General features: G+C 72.5%; 15 protein-coding genes and 1 CRISPR repeat array. Of the genes, 5 read left to right on the top strand and 10 right to left on the bottom strand.

Annotated features, from left to right (window positions below; all coding sequences use genetic code 11):
* Positions 1–39 precede the first annotated feature (39 nt).
* Positions 40–774: a polysaccharide deacetylase family protein gene (locus AMK13_RS32450; protein ID WP_241853128.1), complete on the bottom strand. Its 735-nt coding sequence runs from the start codon at positions 772–774 to the stop codon at positions 40–42.
* Between the two features lie 460 nt (positions 775–1,234).
* On the opposite strand from AMK13_RS32450, the gene AMK13_RS32445 reads away from it, so the two are divergent.
* Entirely contained in the window at positions 1,235–2,884 is a 1,650-nt protein-coding gene (locus AMK13_RS32445) for a CehA/McbA family metallohydrolase (protein WP_107418913.1), read from the top strand.
* A 220-nt stretch (positions 2,885–3,104) separates the two neighbouring features.
* Positions 3,105–3,608, top strand: a complete 504-nt coding sequence (locus tag AMK13_RS32440) for a hypothetical protein (protein WP_049652015.1) — start codon at positions 3,105–3,107, stop codon at positions 3,606–3,608.
* A gap of 21 nt (positions 3,609–3,629) precedes the next feature.
* Here AMK13_RS32440 and AMK13_RS32435 read toward each other — a convergent pair whose 3' ends face one another.
* Positions 3,630–4,088, bottom strand: coding sequence for a DinB family protein (locus AMK13_RS32435; protein WP_049652026.1), 459 nt, complete (start codon positions 4,086–4,088; stop codon positions 3,630–3,632).
* A 261-nt stretch (positions 4,089–4,349) separates the two neighbouring features.
* Between AMK13_RS32435 and AMK13_RS32430 the strand changes: the two genes are divergently transcribed.
* From AMK13_RS32430 to AMK13_RS32420, 3 genes are all read left to right on the top strand, one after another.
* Positions 4,350–4,952 (top strand): carboxymuconolactone decarboxylase family protein, encoded by a 603-nt coding sequence (locus tag AMK13_RS32430; RefSeq protein WP_074005238.1) that lies wholly within the window; start codon positions 4,350–4,352, stop codon positions 4,950–4,952.
* Positions 4,949–5,815 carry an RNA polymerase sigma-70 factor gene (locus tag AMK13_RS32425; protein WP_074005237.1) on the top strand — a complete coding sequence of 289 codons (867 nt, stop codon included), beginning with the start codon at positions 4,949–4,951 and terminating at the stop codon, positions 5,813–5,815. Before AMK13_RS32430 ends, AMK13_RS32425 begins: the two co-directional genes overlap by 4 nt.
* A 111-nt stretch (positions 5,816–5,926) precedes the next feature.
* A complete protein-coding gene (locus AMK13_RS32420; protein WP_234348398.1) occupies positions 5,927–6,802 on the top strand; it encodes a class I SAM-dependent methyltransferase in 876 nt (291 codons plus the stop codon).
* 87 nt (positions 6,803–6,889) lie between these two features.
* Positions 6,890–7,508: a CRISPR direct-repeat array (repeat unit 29 nt; unit sequence GTTGCAAGCCCTCCAGGGCTGATCACGAC).
* 89 nt (positions 7,509–7,597) lie between these two features.
* Here the strand turns inward: AMK13_RS32420 and cas2 are convergent.
* From cas2 to cas6, 8 genes are read right to left on the bottom strand one after another with little or no spacing between them, the layout of a single operon-like run.
* Entirely contained in the window at positions 7,598–7,861 is a 264-nt protein-coding gene (gene cas2 / locus AMK13_RS32415; protein ID WP_049652019.1) for a CRISPR-associated endonuclease Cas2, read from the bottom strand.
* A gap of 6 nt (positions 7,862–7,867) precedes the next feature.
* Positions 7,868–8,848 (bottom strand): type I-B CRISPR-associated endonuclease Cas1b, encoded by a 981-nt coding sequence (gene cas1b, locus AMK13_RS32410; RefSeq protein WP_074005236.1) that lies wholly within the window; start codon positions 8,846–8,848, stop codon positions 7,868–7,870.
* Positions 8,848–9,369 (bottom strand): CRISPR-associated protein Cas4, encoded by a 522-nt coding sequence (locus tag AMK13_RS32405; RefSeq protein ID WP_074005235.1) that lies wholly within the window; start codon positions 9,367–9,369, stop codon positions 8,848–8,850. The genes cas1b and AMK13_RS32405 overlap by 1 nt, the downstream gene beginning before the upstream one ends.
* Complete coding sequence (gene cas3 / locus AMK13_RS32400) at positions 9,366–11,747, bottom strand: CRISPR-associated helicase Cas3' (RefSeq protein ID WP_241853127.1); 2,382 nt, start codon at positions 11,745–11,747, stop codon at positions 9,366–9,368. The genes AMK13_RS32405 and cas3 overlap by 4 nt, the downstream gene beginning before the upstream one ends.
* Before the next feature lie 32 nt (positions 11,748–11,779).
* On the bottom strand, positions 11,780–12,487 hold the full coding sequence (cas5, locus tag AMK13_RS32395) for a CRISPR-associated protein Cas5 (RefSeq protein ID WP_074005234.1): 708 nt from the start codon (positions 12,485–12,487) through the stop codon (positions 11,780–11,782).
* A complete protein-coding gene (gene cas7i, locus AMK13_RS32390; protein ID WP_074005233.1) occupies positions 12,484–13,545 on the bottom strand; it encodes a type I-B CRISPR-associated protein Cas7/Cst2/DevR in 1,062 nt (353 codons plus the stop codon). Before cas7i ends, cas5 begins: the two co-directional genes overlap by 4 nt.
* Complete coding sequence (locus AMK13_RS32385) at positions 13,546–14,904, bottom strand: hypothetical protein (protein ID WP_241853126.1); 1,359 nt, start codon at positions 14,902–14,904, stop codon at positions 13,546–13,548.
* Positions 14,905–14,954: 50 nt separating this feature from the next.
* Positions 14,955–15,719, bottom strand: coding sequence for a CRISPR-associated endoribonuclease Cas6 (cas6, locus tag AMK13_RS32380; protein WP_241853125.1), 765 nt, complete (start codon positions 15,717–15,719; stop codon positions 14,955–14,957).
* Positions 15,720–16,946: the final 1,227 nt, after the last annotated feature.

The following is a 16,946-nucleotide window of genomic DNA, read 5'->3' as shown; positions in this document are numbered from 1 at the left end:
CCGCCTGACCGCCCCGGGGCCCCGTCTCCGGACGTTCCGCTACAGCACGTCCGAGAGCCGGACGAAGCGCCGCCCCGCCGCCAGCAGCCCCGGCACCGCCGCCGCCACCCCGGGGGCGGTGCCGCCGCCCGGGCGGTTCATGTGCCCGATCACGATCGCGCCGGGCGGGGCGGAGGCGACCTCCCGCCGCACCTCGGCGGACCGGAGCGTCGCCCCGTCGTCCCCGTTGACGGTGAAGCCGGCCACCCGCTGGCCCAGGTCGGCGACCACCCGGGTGGCGACGTCGTCGTAGTGCGCGGTGCCGGAGCGGAAGAACCGGGGCGGGTGCCCGAGCAGCCCGGTGAGCTTCTCGGCGTTGCCCGCCACCTCGTCGTACACCTCGCCGACGCCGCGCGTGCCGGCGATGCCGTAGGCGGAGCGGCCGGTCACCGAGAGCGGACGGTGGACGGTGCCGTGGTTGCCGATCTCGAACAGCGGGTCGGCGGCGAGCTGCTCGAACTCGTCCGGGTTGGCGTCGATCCAGCGGGCGTTCAGGAAGAGCGTGGCCGGCACCCCGTGCGCCCGCAGGGCGTCGATCAGGTCGGCGTCGTAGCCGCTGCCGCCGGGGCCGCCGCAGGCGTCGAAGGTGAGCGCCATGGCGCTCTCGCCCTCCGGCAGCTCGGTGATCACCCCGGACACGTCCAGCCCCCACTCGGCCGGGGCCAGCGCGCCGTACCGCTCGACCACCTCGGCCCGGGTCGCCGGGTGCGGGGGCTGCTTCGCGGGGTCCGGCACGGGCGTCGATTCCGGCGCGGGTGTCGGCGCGGATGTCGGCGCGAGGGCCTCGGTGGGCCCGCCGGACGGCGTCGCGAGCGGTTCGGCGGACGGTTCGGTGGACGGTGGCGCCGAGGCCGAGGCCGGACCGGTGCCCGCCGCCCTGCTCCGGCACCCCGCCAGCGCTCCTCCGGCCACCCCCATGAGCAGTGCCCGCCGACTCACCGACACGCCCGTCTCCCATCCGCGCCATGTCTCGCACAAGCCATGCCTCATACAACCCGATGGCATGTAAACCGATGGCATGTAAACCGATGACATGACAATGAACCGACCATTCGTCACTCCCCGCAACTCGCCCCCGCCCCCGCCCGGCGCCTCTTCACCGACCCGCCCCACCGCCGTGGGCCACGACTCACCCCCGGTTCACCCGCCCGGGTAAGCCCGCGAGCGACCCGCCCGCCCCGATCCGGAGACCTCGATGCCGACCGAGCCCAGCACCCCGCGCCCGAACCGACCCGCCGACCAACCAGCCGACCAGCCGACCCACCCGCCGACTCCGCAGCCCGCCCGCCGCGACCTGCTCCGCACCGGCCTCGCCACCGGCGCCGCCACCGCGCTCGGCCTCGCCGCCGCCACCGGCCGGGCGGACGCCGCCCCCGCCGACGGCCCCGCCGCCGCCCCAGGCGCCACACCCCCCGACCGCACCCTCACCCTCACCGGCCACCTGCCCACCGGCTCCCCCGACTTCGTCTACCTCCCGGTCGAGGTCCCCGAGGGCGTCCGCGAGATCGCCGTCTCCTACGGCTACGACAAGCCGCCCGTCCCGGCCGGCACCCCCGGCAACTCCTGCGACATCGGCATCTTCGACGAGCGCGGCACCGACCTCGGCGGCCCCGGCTTCCGCGGCTGGTCCGGCGGCTTCCGCACCGAGTTCAGCCTCTCCCGCGCCGCCGCGACCCCCGGCTACCTCCCCGGCCCGGTCAACCCCGGCACCTGGCACGTGGTCCTCGGCCCCTACCAGGTCGCCCCGCAGGGCCTGGAGTACCACGTCGAGGTCACCCTCCGCTTCGGCGCCCCCGGGCCGCGGTTCACCCCGCAGTACCCGGCGGAGCGGGCCCGCGGCCGCGGCCGCGCCTGGTACCGGGGCGACTGCCACCTGCACACCGTCCACTCCGACGGGCGGCGCAAGCCCGAGGAGGTGGCCGCCGGGGCCCGCGCGGCCGGCCTGGACTTCATCGTCTCCACCGACCACAACACCAGCTCCTCGCACGCCGTCTGGGGCCCGCTGGCCGGCCCCGACCTGCTGATCCTGCCGGGCGAGGAGATCACCACCCGCAACGGCCACTGGCTGGCCCTCGGCCTGGAGCCCGGCCAGTTCGTCGACTGGCGCTACCGCTCCCGCGACGAGGAGTTCCCGCGCTTCGTCCGCCAGGTCCACCGGTCCGGCGGCCTGGTGGTGCCCGCACACCCGTACTGCCCGTACGTCGCCTGCCAGTGGAAGTTCGGCTACGAGCAGGCCGACGGCGTCGAGGTGTGGAACGGCCCCTGGACGTACGACGACGAGTCGGCGGTGGACACCTGGGACGGCCGGCTCGCCGTCGCCCTGCGCGAGGGCCGCTCCTGGCTGCCCGCCCTGGGCAACAGCGACGCGCACAGCGAGCCGCAGGCCATCGGCTCCCCGCACAACGTCGTCCTGGCCGAGGACCTCACCCGGGACGCGATCCTCGACGGGCTGCGCGCCGGGCGCAGCTGGCTGGCCGAGTCCTCCACCGTCACGCTGGACCTCACCGTCACCGGGCACGGCCGCCGGGCGGGCATCGGCGAGGAGCTGACCGTCCCGGCCGACGCCCCGCTCGACGTCCGGCTCACCGTCTCCGGCGTGCCCGGCGGGACGGTCCGCCTGCTCACCGACGAGGGCCAGATGCACCAGGAGTCGCTGCCCGCCGACGGCTCCGGCACCGTGATCTGGCGCACCACCGCCTCGCTCGCCGCCTACGTCCGGGCCGAGGTGCGCCACCCGAAGGCGGACGGCACCCCCGGCAGGGGCAACTCGATGGGCCCGGACCTGCCCTGGGGCCCGATGGCGGCGCTCACCAACCCGATCGTGCTGCGCACCGAAGCGGGCTGACCACCCCGGCCGGCCGCGCCGACCGACCACTCCGACCCGCCCAGGAAGCGGGCTGGGGACGACTCGGACCACCCGTTTGGACTAGGTTGATCCCCGAAACGCATCAGTCGTAGGGACGAGGCGGTCGGATGTCCGGATATGGGCCGACCAGCCCCTTCGCACTCCGACCGCCCCGCCCCGGCTACCCGACCGTCCCCGGCCCGCGAAGGGATCAGCAGCTGTGAACCGTACGACCGTAGGTGGGCCGGAGCTCGGGGGCGGCGGGGGCGCCGGGGGCGTCCTCGTCCTCGTCGACCCGGCCGGGGCCGGGAACAGCCCGGTCGCGGAGCTGCTCGCCCGGGAACTGAACCCGAGCGTCCACCTGCGGACGGACGACTTCCTGCGGGTCATACGCAGCGGCCAGCTCCCGCCCCACCTGCCCGAGGCCGGGCGCCAGAACGCCACCGCCCTGGCGGCCGCCGCCCAGGCCGCCTTCGCCTACGCCACCCGCGGCTACCAGGTCGTGGTGGAGGCCCCCGCCGCCCCGGCCGCCCTCGACACCTTCCGCCGCGAGAGCCGCGCCACCGGCGCCGCCCTCCACTACGTCGTCCTCCACCCCGGCCCGGCGCCCGAGGACACCGTCCACACCGCCCACACCCTCGACACCGCGGCGCTCACCCCCGAGGCCGCCACCGGCTCCGTCCTCACCGCCCTCACCCGGCGCACCCACCTGCTCGGCTGGTAGCCCGGTAGCTCCCCTCGGCGCTCAGGCGCCCACCGTGCCGTCGATCGCCTCCCGCAGGAAGTCCGCGTGCCCGTTGTGCCGGGCGTACTCGTGGATCAGGTGGAGCATCACCAGCCGCAGCGACACCTCGGCGTCCCACCGGGCCTGGTAGCCGGTGACGTCGAGGGAGTCGGCGGCGAGCTCGATCCGGCGGGAGTGCTCGACCTCGGCCTGCCACGCGGTGAAGGCCTCGGCGCGGGTGGCGCCGGCGGGGTCGTAGGCGGCCTGGTAGTCGCCGTCCTCGGACCAGACCAGCGGCAGCTCCTCACCGTCGATCACCCGCCGGAACCAGACCCGCTCGACCTCCGCCATGTGCCGGACCAGCCCGAGCAGGCTGAGCGTGGACGGCGGGCTGGAGCGCAGCCGCAGCTGCTCGTCGGTCAGGCCCTCGCACTTCAGGGCCAGGGTCGCCCGGTGGAAGTCGAGGAAGCCGCGCAGCATCTCGCGCTCGCCGCCGGTCAGCGGCGGGGCGGGGCGGTCGTCGGGGACGGTCACGGTGGTCGGTCTCCTCGCGGTGGTCGGACTCCCGGCGGACTGTAGCGAACCGCCCGGCCGGTCCGAAACGCCTTTTCTCCCGGCCGCCCGCCTGGCTGGCCGGCCGCTCGCCCGGCTTCGCCATCCGCTGTCACATCCGGGCGCCCTCCGGTGTCTTCATGTCCGGCAACCCGCCGAACCACCGAACCACCGAACCCGGAGGACACCATGGCACTGCGACTGCCGAAGGCCCAGCTGCCCGCCGAGCTGAGCGAGAACATGATCAGGACGTTCGGGACCGCCCTCGAACCCGTCGAGGCCGTCTGGCACAACCCCGCCGTCGCCACCGCGAACCTGGACTTCTCCCGCGGGATCGCCGAGTGGGACGCGCTCGACGAGGGCCTCAAGTCCTTCGCGCACATGGCGGTGGCCGCCCAGGTCGGCTGCGGCTGGTGCCTGGACGTCGGCTACTTCCAGGCCCGGAACCAGGGCCTGGACCCGGCCAAGGCGAGTCAGGTGCCGAACTGGCGGGCGGCGGAGGTGTTCACGGCGCTGGAGCGCGAGGTGATGGCGTACGCCGAGGCCATGACCGTGACCCCACCGACCGTCACCGACGAGCAGTACGAGCACCTGCTGGACGAGCTCGGCCCGGCCGCCATGGTCGAACTCACCGCCTACGTCGCCTTCGTCAACATGGCCACCAGGAACAACACCGCGAACGGCGTCCGGTCGCAGGGCTTCTCCGACTCCTGCGGGATCCCGCTGGCCCGGCCCACCGTCACCGCCGCCGACACCGACACCTCCATGCCGGCCGGAGTGGAGCCGGCATGACCGAGGACCCCTTCGTCGCCCACCGCAGCCTGCTCTTCACCGTCGCCTACGAGCTGCTCGGCTCCGCCGCCGACGCCGAGGACGTCCTGCAGGAGTCCTGGCTGCGGTGGGCCGGGGTCGACCGCGCCCAGGTGCACGACCCGCGCTCGTACCTCATCCGGATCGTCACCCGCCAGGGCCTCAACCGGCTGCGGACGCTCACCCGTCGACGCGAGCAGTACGTCGGCGAGTGGCTGCCGGAGCCGCTGCTCACCAGCCCCGACGTCGCCGAGGACGTCGAACTCGCGGAGAGCGTCTCCTTCGCGGTGCTGACCGTGCTGGAGACGCTCGGGCCGACCGAGCGGGCCGTGTTCGTGCTGCGCGAGGTCTTCGAGCTGCCCTACGAGGAGATCGCCGAGGCCCTCGGCAAGACCCCGCCCACCGTCCGGCAGATCGCCCGGCGCGCCCGCGCGCACGTGGCGGCCCGCCGGCCCCGGGTACGGGTCAGCCGCTCCGAGCAACAACGGGTGGTGGAACGGTTCCTGGCGACCCTGCGCACCGGGCGGCTGCAGGACCTGATGGAGGTGCTGGCACCGGACGTCGTCCTGATCGCCGACGGCGGCGGGATCGCGGCCGCCGTACCGGCCCCCGTGCACGGGGCCGAGGCCGTGGCCGCGCTGCTCGCGCGCACCGGGCGGCTGCCGGTCCCGTTCGACACCACCGCGGTGTGGCTCAACGGCGCCCCGGCCGGCCGGATCGACATCGGCGGCGAATCCTCGGTGGTGAGCCTCGCGGTGGAGAACGGCCGGGTCACCCGGGTCTACATCGTGCGCAACCCGCGGAAACTGACCCGCCTCGACACACCGGCCGACCTCACCCGGTAGCCTCTCCCCGTTCGCGTGGTGGTGCCCCGAGCCCGCTCGGAGCACCACCACGCTCCCCCACCGCTCCCTGGACGCTCCGCCATCACGTACCGTGTTCGGACCACCACAGGTTTGGGTACGTACCTCGGCGCGCCCGACGGCCGGGCGCCCACCGAGCAGGAGACCCAGCGGCCCATGGACCACAACCGCATCCCCCCGACCGTACGCCGGACGTACGGCGTCGACGACCTCAGCACCGCCCCGTCGTTCGCCGGAGGCTTCATCAACTTCGGCTACTGGCAAGGGATCGACCTCGCCGACCCGACCTCCGAGGACCGGGTGCGCAGCCAGGAACAGATGTACCGGCGGGTGCTGCGGGAGTTCCCTGAGCCGCGGGAGCGGCTGCGGCTGGCGGAGGTGGGCTGCGGCCGGGGGCTGGGTGCCGCCCTCGCCCTGCGGGAGTTCCGGTTCGCGGGCGTGACGGGCGTGGACATCCACCCCGACCAGATCGAACGGGCCCGCGCCGTCAACGCGAGAGCCCTGGCAACGTACCCCGATCGGCTGGCGTACACCCTCGGCTCGGCGGACGAACTCCCCTTCTCCGACGGCTATCTGGACGGCGTCTTCTCCGTCGAGGCCGCCCAGCACTTCCGCGAACTGACCGGCTTCGCCCGCGAGTCCGCCCGCGTCCTGCGCCCCGGCGGCCGGCTCGTCGTCGCCACCTTCTTCACCGCCCCCGGCCCCGACGTCGCCGAACGCCTCAAGATCCTCCTCGCCAGCTTCGCCGACGGCCTCGACATCGCCCACCCCCTCGACGACTTCACCACCTCCCTCACCCGCACCGGCTTCACCGACATCACCACCGAATCCATCGGCGCCGACGTCTGGCCCGGCCTCGACCGCTACCTCACCGACGCCGTCCCCGCCGCCCACTGGACCCGCCACTTCCTCCCCGCCTGGCGCGACGGCCTCCTCGACTACCACGTCCTCACGGCCATCCGCATCTGACCGGATGGTGGTCGGCCCTGGACCCGTTACGGGCCCAGGGCCGCTCACGACCCGGCAGGCGGCCGTCGGGCTGAAGACCCTCGGCATGTTGCAAGCCCTCCAGGACCGATCACGACGTCCTCTGCCTCGGGGCCGGCCACTACCTCTCCATCCCGTTGCAAGCCCTCCAGGGCTGATCACGACACGTCGATGCAGGTACCGGGCAGGTCGTCCGCCCAATGTTGCAAGCCCTCCAGGGCTGATCACGACCCCCGGTGCCCGCCGGCGGTCTGCTGGTACTGACCACGTTGCAAGCCCTCCAGGGCTGATCACGACGACCACAGGCAGCGCGGACGGGTTCGGCCGGTCCTGGTTGCAAGCCCTCCAGGGCTGATCATGACTCGGGGATCTCGGGCTGTCCCGGCCCAACAGCTCGTGGTTGCAAGCCCTCCAGGGCTGATCACGACATCCCGCTGATCATCACCCCCGGGCTGACTGTGATGTTGCAAGCCCTCCAGGGCCGATCACGGCCGTCGGCGGCGGCGACCTGGTCCTGTCCAGCCCGGGCCGTTGCAAGCCCTCCAGGGCTGATCACGACACCGGCTGGCCAAGCTGCGCAACGTCCTCGTCCAGTTGCAAGCCCTCCAGGGCTGATCACGACACCAACTGCACGCGGCCGGCATCCACACCGAGACCGGGTTGCAAGCCCTCCAGGGCTGATCACGACCCGAGGGTAAAGCCCAAGGTCAGCGCACCTACGGGCGTCGCCGTAGGCAGCGGAAGCGCGGCGACCGGCCGGTACTGCAGCGGCACTGGTCACAGGATCTCGCCCGGCCCGCCGAGGGTGGCGCCGAGTGTTGCCCTGTCGATCATGTCCGGGGAGCGGGCGGTGTAGGTGACGATGCTGTCGTAGCTGGGGTCGATCACGCTATTGAGGGTGTGGGTGAGGGCGCGGTACTGGGCGGCGGTGAGTTCGCCGTGGAAGACGCTGCGCTGGGTCCAGTGGAGGTACTTGCGGCAGGTTTTCAATACTTTCGGGTTGCGTTCGGCTGCGGTGTCGTAGACCAGGATGACGAACATCGGCGGCTACCACCAGGGCCGGAAGGGCTTGTACGGCGTGCCTTCCAGACACAGCCGGACGAGCTTGAGTGCTTCGAGGTGGATGAGCTCCTCGTAGCTGACCTTCCGCTTCAGCGTCCGGTGGTACACCGTCGTCGCGAGTTCCTCCCGAACCAGGGCGGCGATCTTCTTGCGGCCGTCCGCGCTGAGTGCGGCGCGGCCGACTTCCGTCTCGAAGTCGCTGGGTTTGAGGTGCTTCTGGCCGGCGGCCCGTCGCAGTAGCCGTTCGGCGAGCAGGGGTTTGAAGGGTTCGGCGAGGTCGAGGGCGAGGGTGTTGCGGCGGCGGTCGGTGTCGCTGTGCAGGAAGCCGATGGCGGGGTGGAGCGGGGTGCTGCGCAGGGCGGTGAGGACGCGGGCGTAGGTGAGGGCGTTGAGGTAGCTGATGAAGGCGTTGCCGGCGTTGGTGGGTGGTCGGCGGGTTCGGCCGTTGAGGCGGAGCCAGGCGGGGAGGCGGGTGTCGAGGACGGCCCAGGCGGTGCGGCGGAAGTTGCCTTCCTGGCCCATGAGTTCGTCGGTGTCGTGGCAGTCGGGCAGGGTGGTGCGCAGGGTTTCGAGTGCCGGGTCGAGGAGGTCGGTGTCGAGGGCCCAGCGGAGGTTCTCGGCGGTGGCGAGGAGGAGTCCGCGCGCGACCGGGAGGCGTTGCGCGGGGTCGCCGGTGATCTCGACCTGTCGGCGGAGGACGGTGGCGGAGGACATGGCCTCGGCGGGCGCGAAGTGTCCGGCGTAGTTGCCGTAGTGGTCGAGGATGTGGACGGTGACGCCGTGGCGGCTGAGGAGGGACATCACGGAGGTGTTGAGGTCGACGTGCTCGAAGGCGACGAGGTCGCGGATGTCCGTGATGGGGATGCGGACGGGGCTGCCGTCGGCACGCTCGATGCGGATGCTGTCGTCCTCGCGGCGGATGCGGCAGGGTCCGGTGAGCCAGTAGGTACGGCCGACGGCGGGCATCAGTCTCCCCAGCAGTAGTCGAGGTAGGAGCAGCCGCGGCAGGCGGCACGGGTCTGGCGGTCGGGGGGTTCGGCCGAGGCGATGACGGCGCGGGCCTCGTCCTCGGCGGTCTCGGCCGCTTCCCGCGCCTCTTCGTTCCAGGGGACGTCGGTGGTGCGGCGGATGAGGGGGTAGTGGACGGTGCCGCCGCGCACGTTGACGCCTCGGCGCTCCAACAGCAGGCAGTAGTGCCGGACTTGGGCGTCGTGGGCGGGTGATGGGCTGCGGGAGGACTTGGTCTCGTGGATGACGGCCCCGGCGGTGACCCAGTCGATGCGGGCTTCGCCGAGGTCGACGTCCCGCCGTCGCGTGAACGTGGTCTCGCTCACGACCTCTCCGAAGGCGACGAGGTCGCTGCTGCCTTCGGGCCGGTAGCCGCGCGTGTAGAGCCAGAGTTGGCGCGGGCAGTGGCGCAGGTACTTGATGTGGACGCCGCCGAGGCCCTGGTCGTCGCCGAGTGGACTCGCAGGGATGGGTTTCACAGGATCGTCTCCGTTTCGGCGGGCGGGCGGAGGCCCAGGACGGGGTCGTACTCGCCCTTGACGAGATGGACGCCTAGCGACCGGTCGAACGCGTGGCTGTAGGTCTTCAACTGCCCGTAGCCCAGCGGGATGAGCAGTCCGGCGGCGAGGAGCGGGTCCGCCTTCCTGCCGACCGCGAGTCGGCGGTACTCCTCGGCGTCCTCCTCCAGGAGCACCTCCACGGTGTCGAAGCGTTCGCCGAGGGACTTCGCGTACTCGGTGCGGTCGTGGAAGGGGTCGGCGAAGGTGAGGAACTCGGCGGTGAACCCGTCGCGGGCCTCCCGAGCCCTCTCGGCCCACTTGTGGCCCCAGTCGGTGTCGTAGGCGAGGGCGAGGAGGCGGTCGATGTCCTGTTCGCTGAGGTCGGTGGCGCCTTCCACCGCCAGGGTGGTGAGCGCCGACCAGGCGGCCTCCACCGCGACCTGGTCGTACGGGCGGTGGCCGTCCGTCCGGTGGACACGGAACTCGACCGCCCCGTCCGGGTGGAGGCCTCGGCGGTTGACGCGTCCGGCGCGCTGGGCGACGGCCTCGATAGGGGCGTTCTCCACCGCGCCCCGGTCGAAGTCGAGTTGCAGCGAGACCTCCACCGTCTGCGTGGCCACGACCAGCCCTCCTCGACGCGGCGCGTCGTCGGGCCGGCGCTCGCGGTGGCGTTTCAGGAGTCGGCGTTCGATCTCGTCGCGGTCCTTGTTCTTGAAGCGCGAGTGGAGGAGGAGCGCGGCGTCCGGGTCGTCGGGGTGCTGCTCGCGGGCGTGGTCGGCGAGGGCGGCGAAGAGGGCCTGCCCCGCAGCAACCCTGTTGACGACCGCCAGCACGCTGTGCCCCTCGTCGATCCACCCTTCCAGCCGCGCGATGCTCTCCGGGTCCGTCAGCGCGAGCTCGTCGACGACCAGTCGGTGCCGCACCGGCGCCGTCCCGGGCTCGGCCCGGTGGCAGGTGACGGGCTGGTGCAGGCTCTCGTCGACGATGGTCAGCAGCGGCGGGGCGAGGGTCGCGGACAACACGGCGATCCTGCTGCCGAGTTGTTCCCACAGCCGCATCGCGGCGCAGAGCCGGCCGAAGGTCTCGGGGTCGTAGGCGTGGAGTTCGTCCAGGACGAACAGGGAGTTGGCCTGTTCGAGGAGGACGGAGGAGTGGGTGGGCCCGGCGATGGCGGCGGCGAGGAGTTGGTGGGGCGTGGCGACGCGCAGGCGTTGGGTGAACAGGCGCATGGCGTTGGCGCGGGCGCGGGCTTTGCGGGCGTCGTCCTTGGTGGGGCCGCTACAGCAGTCGTCCTCCGACGCCTCCGTGAGGAGGGTACGGGCGAGGGCGCCGTGGAGGAGGCCGATGTCAGGCTGCTTCTCCCCCGCGGCCGGGTGGAGGGTGTCCTGGAAGCGCCGTCGGGCGGCGTTGAGGGAGGCCCGGTAAGGCAGGGTCCATACCACCCTGGGCATGCCCGCCATCGTCGCCAACTGCCGGGCAGCCCAGGCGAGTCCGGCTTCGGTCTTGCCGCTGCCCGTGGGGGCGATGAGGACGAGGTGGCCCACGGTCGTACCGGCGTCGTGCTGGTGCCGGTGCGGCGGGTACGGGAGCCGCGCGAGGTAGTCGGTGGGCAGCGGCATGTGGGTCTGGAGTTCCACGTGGGCGGAGCCTGCGTGGTCGGCCAGGGTGAGGGCGCCCTGGGCCAGGACGGCGAGCAGGCCCTGGTGGGCCTTCACCGGGAGCCTCCAGGCGGTGAGGACGTCCTGGAGGAGCAGGCGGGCCCGGTCGGCGAGCACCGGGTCGTTCGGCCCCGGTGGCGCGGGTTCGGTGCCGAGGGAGCCGGCCAGCCAGGCCAGGAGTTCCTGGTGCAGGCCGCGCGGGACCTGCGGCCGTGGGCCGTCCGGGCCGGGCACGTGGCCGAAGGCCTCGTCCCAGCGGGTCCGTTCGTTGTAGAGGCGGGACAGGGCGGGCTTGCCGCCGCCGAGGGAGGACGCCGCGTGGAGCGGCCGGTGGTGGCCGGCGACGAGCGTGGCGATCAGCAGGCGCTCCTCGCTGCCCCACCCCGCTGCCAGGGCCAGCAGGTCGACGTAGGCGAGGGAGAGGACCTCGTGGCGCTCGCCCCAGGGTTTGCCGCCGGGTTCGACCTGCCGTTGGAACAGTTCGGCGATCTTGCCCGCGTCGTGCAGCAGCGCCGCGACGCGCACGAGGCTCCAGAACTGCGGTTCGGTGGCGATGACGCCGGCGGCCCCGATGCGCGCCTCCAGCTGGGCGACCGCGTCGTGGACGGTGCGCAGGTGGGTGGTGAGGCGTTCGGGGTCTTCCCGGGGCAGCGACTTGGCCCGCAGGTCGGTGAGGGCGCGCCTTCGTGGTGGGGCCAAGGGTGGGGCCAAGGGTGGGGTCAGGGGTGGGGTCAGGGGGTCAGCAGCCATACGGCTTGGGTGTCCTCGTTACTGGTGGGTGCTTCTCGGTAGGCGCCGCGGACCGGTGCCGCCCCGGCGGGTTCGTCGCACCACAGGTACGGCGACCAGCGGGTGGTGAGGCGGTCGGCGGAGACGGTGTCGGCGAGGCGGTGCTCGTAGGCGGAGGGCACGTCGTGGCCGTCGGCGGAGGCGAGGGCGTGGCCGACGACCGCCCGCTCGGCGGGTTCGAGGACGACGTGGGCCAGTCCGGTGAGGTGGACCAGGTCCTGGGAACGGCCTAGGCGCAGAGCGTGACGAGGCCGACGCAGCGCCCGGGCGAACCGGTCGCCGTCCGCTCCCGGTTCGGGCAGCCACAGGGTCAGGTGGACGTCGGCGAGGAAAGGCCGGTCCTTGGCCGTCGTGCCGCCCTTTCCGGCCCGGATGCGGCCGCCGGCGGACGGGTTGCTGCCGTCGGCGGCGATCGGATGGTAGGTCTCGGTGTCGGTACCGTGGCCTTCCGACCAGGCCGCCATGCCGAGGACGAAGGGTTCGGCGTACGCGCCGGTGGCGGCCGCCAGCAGCCCGCGGACGGTGGACGGCGGCGGCACCGGGAGAACGCGGGTGACACCGGGGAACAGCGGGTCCCGGAAGGAGGCCACGGGCGCGTGGAACGTCGCACGCAGGGCCCGTACCGGCCCGCCCGGTGGCGCCGGGGTCATCGCGGCTCCGGGTCGTCGAACCAGCCGTCCAGCTCGCCCGCGCGCAGTTCCTCCGCCAGCTTGAGCAGAACAGTCCGGGGGTGGTCGACGACGATGGTGCCCTCGGCCAGCTGCCGCTCGCACTGCTTCTCGAAGTCCTCGCGCGCCTGGTCGCGGAAGCCGGGCCGCCAACCGATCCGTACCGGCCCCTCCCACTCCCCCGCCCACGCTTCGAGCTCCTGGACCAGGACGTCCCCGCGCACCCGCACCCCCGTGTCGGGGTCGCTGTCGATCACGTGGCCCAGCGGGTTGATGCCGCCCTTGAAGGCGACCAGGACGATCAGCGCGGGCACCCGGTCGCCGTAGTGCAGGGCCTGCTTCGCCCCGCCACTCAGGTGCGCGATCGCCTCGGGCAGCAGCGCGGCCCGGCGGCGCCGCTCCTCCAGCGGCAGCCGGACAGCCGGCTGGTCGCGGAACGGGCCGGTGGTGGCGCCGAGCGCGGCGGCCTCCGCCACCTGGAGCGCCTGCTCCTGGGTGAGGTAGTTGGGCCGGCCCACCCCGTCCGCGCCGGGCAGGGTGAACGTGCCGATCCTCGGGAGGTCGAGCAGGAAGGGCGCGGCGAGGTCGGCGGTGTAGAACTCGTGGCCGTGCAGGACGGGTTCGGTCACTCCCCGGGACATGACGCCGAAGTCCTCGGTCGGGTAGGCGGGTTCGACGGACATCAGGGTGCCGAGCATGAACGGGCTGTCGCGCAGAGTGGTCGCCGCGTCGTCCTTCCTCGCACCCGCCCGCATGTAGCCGAACAGGTCGTCGTCCGGGTAACGAACGGGATCCGCCTGGGTGTTGGCCTTCTGCGCCTTGCCCTGCGCCTTGCCCACCCGGGTGACGGGCGACGGCACCGAACCGCGCTCGACCATCGTCTCCCGGATCCAGCGGCGCGCCGCCTGCGCGGACACGTACGGGTACTTGCGGCCCCTGACCCGCGCGAACTTGACGCGGGACACCGTCTCCTCACTCCGCCCGTTGTTGGGTGCCCCGGCCTGCACGGAGAGCACCATCATCCCTGCCAGGTAAGCCATTTACGCCTGCTCCATCTCGTATGCGTCGTACTCGTCCTCGGCGCCCACGCCGAACGCCGGTTGCTCCGCCAGCTCCTCGATCTCGCGTTCCTGCTGCGGGTCGGGCTCCTTGCCGCTGATCGCGACCCCTCGGCGCTGGAGCATCACCGACACCAGCGCGAACAGGAGCATCCGCTGCTCCCAGGAACGCGGCCGGCGCCCGATCAGCGGCTTCCACAGCTCGGGGCCCGCCAACGGTGTCTTGTTCCCGTCCAGTTGCAGACGCATGTAGGCCTTCACCATGAGCGCGCCGAGCTGGTAGTCGTTGAGCGCGGCCCTGCGATACTCGGCCAGGCGCCCGCGTGAGCCGTCCTGGGCGATCCAGTCGGCGATCAGCGTCGCCACCGGTTCAAGATCGGTTTCCATTCCGAAGACCTCCTCGGCGTAGGTGAAGGCAAGCCGGACCAGGGCCTCGCGGTCGTCGACGCCCCACGCGCCGTCGGGATCCGCGAGGAGGCGGTGCAGCTGCCCGAGCAGCGGGCGGCTCCGGCCGCCCTCAGCCTCGAACAGCAGCCGTGCCGCCTCGCTCGCGCCGCTCTTCCCGGCGTCCGGCCGGGCCAGGGCACGACGCAGCAGGTGCCAGCCACGGCGCAGCGGCGCGTTGCCGTCAACGGTGGCGAGGAAGGCTGGCACGGCGCGCCGGGTGCGGGTCACGCGCAACCAGGGCTCCTGGTTGTCGTTCTTGAAGCTCCACAGAGTGGTCGCGCACAGGCCGTCGGTGGCGTCCCGCAGCGCGGTGAGGACGACGAGCTCGGGCCTGGCCCCGGCGGGCATCCCACTGAAACCGGCCTGCATGACGCGGCGGGCACGCCGTACGTTACGGCTGGCGAACTCCCTCTCCGCGTCCGTCTCTTGGCAAGACAGGACGGTGGCCGAGCCAGCCGTCACCCAGGCACCGTAGGGCAGCGCCCACATCGCGATCCGGCACCCCCGGCAGACCGGCCAGCCGGGGACGCCGGGTGGCAGGGTGTTCAGGGCCTTGCTGGTGTCGTACAGGGGGAGATTCGACTTCGCCCAGACAACCGCTGTACCGGCGCCGCAGAACGTGCACGGCCGCACCGGCCCGGCCTGCGGGGCGTCCGGGGCGAAGAGCCATTCGATGTCCGGCCTCAGCACGTTCGGGTCGGAGGGCCGCTTGCTGTGCGTGGCCTTCGAGTTCGGGTACAGCGCGAACAGGACCTTCCACCAGTCGTAGCGGCCGCCGCTGTCCTTGGGTGCCGTCGCGGCCGCCAGCACGTCCGCCACCAGGATGGACGCCATGGCGTCGAGGTCTGCGGCGCTCACCCGGCCCGGGCCGTCGCGCTCGGCGATGACGGCCACGGCCCAGGCACCCGCCCGCTGCAAGGGATGACCGGACGCGACGAGGGCCGTCACCGCACCCACCCGAAGCCCTGGATCGTGTCCAAGCCCAGCCCCCAGGAGCGGATCGCGTTCACGAACCGGCCGTCAGCCTCCATCGCCACCCGCACCCGCGCCCCGACCCTCGGCGCCCCACGCACCGTGAACCGCCGCCGGGGGCCCGCCTCCAGCACCCGCAGACCGTGCGGGGCCGGCAGGCCCAACACGTCCGCCTTGTGCGCCAGGTTGTGCTGGAGGCGGTCCAGGTAGTGCTCGTCGCCCGGGAGCAGGTTCCAGCTCTCGTGCTTGAGCACGACCGGCGTCATCGTCTCCAGCTCCACCGACCCCTCCCCCGGCGGCAGCAGCGCATCCATGTCCACCGCGACTCCGCGCACCCGCAACCGCGTTGCGCCCCACACCAGCTCATCGGCCCCGGCCAGCGCGCGCACCAGCACGGACGCGATCTCCGGCACCGGCGACCCGAACCACACCGAACCGTCCCGCGAGGTCGAGTACACGCCCCTCTTTCGCGGCGCCCCAAGAAACAGCGGCCCGGCCACCCCCACCGGCTTCAGCGGCTTCCCCCGCCACCCGCCGTCGTGCAGGGCCTGTGCCAGGGCCTCGTCCTGCCCACTGAGCAACCCGTACACCACACCCCGCGCCGCCCCGTGCACGTCCTCCCACCGCACACTCGACGCATCCGGCGTCACATCGACCCTCACCCGCACCAGACTCTCCCGACCCGCGTGCCGCAACCCGAACACGCCGCAAGGTAGTCGGGCGTGAACGATCGACATCACATTCCTCACGATTTGGAGCAATAGCCAGTCATATGTGCTAGAGGCCCCGGCGTCACCGCCGCCAGCCCCGCGACGGGAACAGCGTCCACCCGCAGAGGCACTAGACCCAAAGCGCTCTGACCTGCGACGATGCACTATCGCCGAGTCGCCGCAACGGCATCGCCGCACGCCAACCGCGCACGTCACTGGGCCTGGTGCTTTACCCTCGGGTCGCAACCAGCCCTGGAGGGCTTGCAACCCCTGCTCGTGCTGCCACAACGTCTGTGGATTCGCGGTCGCAACCAGCCCTGGAGGGCTTGCAACATCATCTCCGCCTCGGAGAGCGTCTCCACCGGGCGGGTCGCGACCAGCCCTGGAAGGCTTGCAACAAGTCCGTCCCGGCGGAGCGGGCGAGGTCGATGCGCGTCGCAACCAGCCCTGGAGGGCTTGCAACGTGGCCACGGGTCTCCTTCAGCTGGCCGAGGGGGTGGTCGCAACCAGCCCTGGAGGGCTCGCAACGTGACCCGGTGAAGGTTCGGCGGCATCGGTTCCTCCGTGGTGATCCGCCTTGGAGGGCTCGCAACGCGACCCGGTGGGCCAGGTCCAGCGCTTCCTCCCGGTGGTGATCAGCCCTGGAGGGCTCGCAACGCGACCCGGTGGGCCAGGTCCAGCGCTTCCTCCCGGTGGTGATCAGCCCTGGAGGGCTCGCAACGGGTGTACGGCGTCCACGTGCCGAGCGCCACCCACCGTCGCAACCGGCCCTGGAGGGCTCGCCACAGGGTGAAACGGGCTCACGGGGTCTCCCGATGGGGGCGGTGATCGTTGGTGAGATCCGACAAAGGCCGCTAGCCTTGGCAGGCCGACGCTAGTTCGGTGCCGTCGTGGCGCCGGTCAGGTTCGTTCTCATCAGCCCTGGAGGGCTCTCAACAAGCGCGCCATTGGGTCGGTCGAGAGGCCGGCGGCGGTGAAGTCCTCGGACGGACACCGCCGCTGGCCGACCTGTTCATTCGACCCGGCCCCGAGAACTCCGCGACCACCGCACGGAGTCGGCGGCGTTTCCCATGAGCGGTTCGAGTTCACTCCGGGTGCCGCCGCTCCCCAACTGCTTGAAGGCCAGCTCCGTCGAAGCGCGCTATGGGTTCTTACGGCGTTCTCAAGCGGCATCGCAGGGTTCGCCGATATATATCGAGCTTGCGTCCCACGATCGGGTGATCCTATCTCTGGGCAGCACCGCTCCCCCATCAA

This window comes from Streptomyces sp. CB02056 (assembly GCF_001905545.1).
Classification (GTDB): Bacteria; Actinomycetota; Actinomycetes; order Streptomycetales; family Streptomycetaceae; genus Kitasatospora.
Note: the sequence above shows the minus strand (reverse complement) of the source record. Positions and strands in the feature narration are given on the sequence as shown.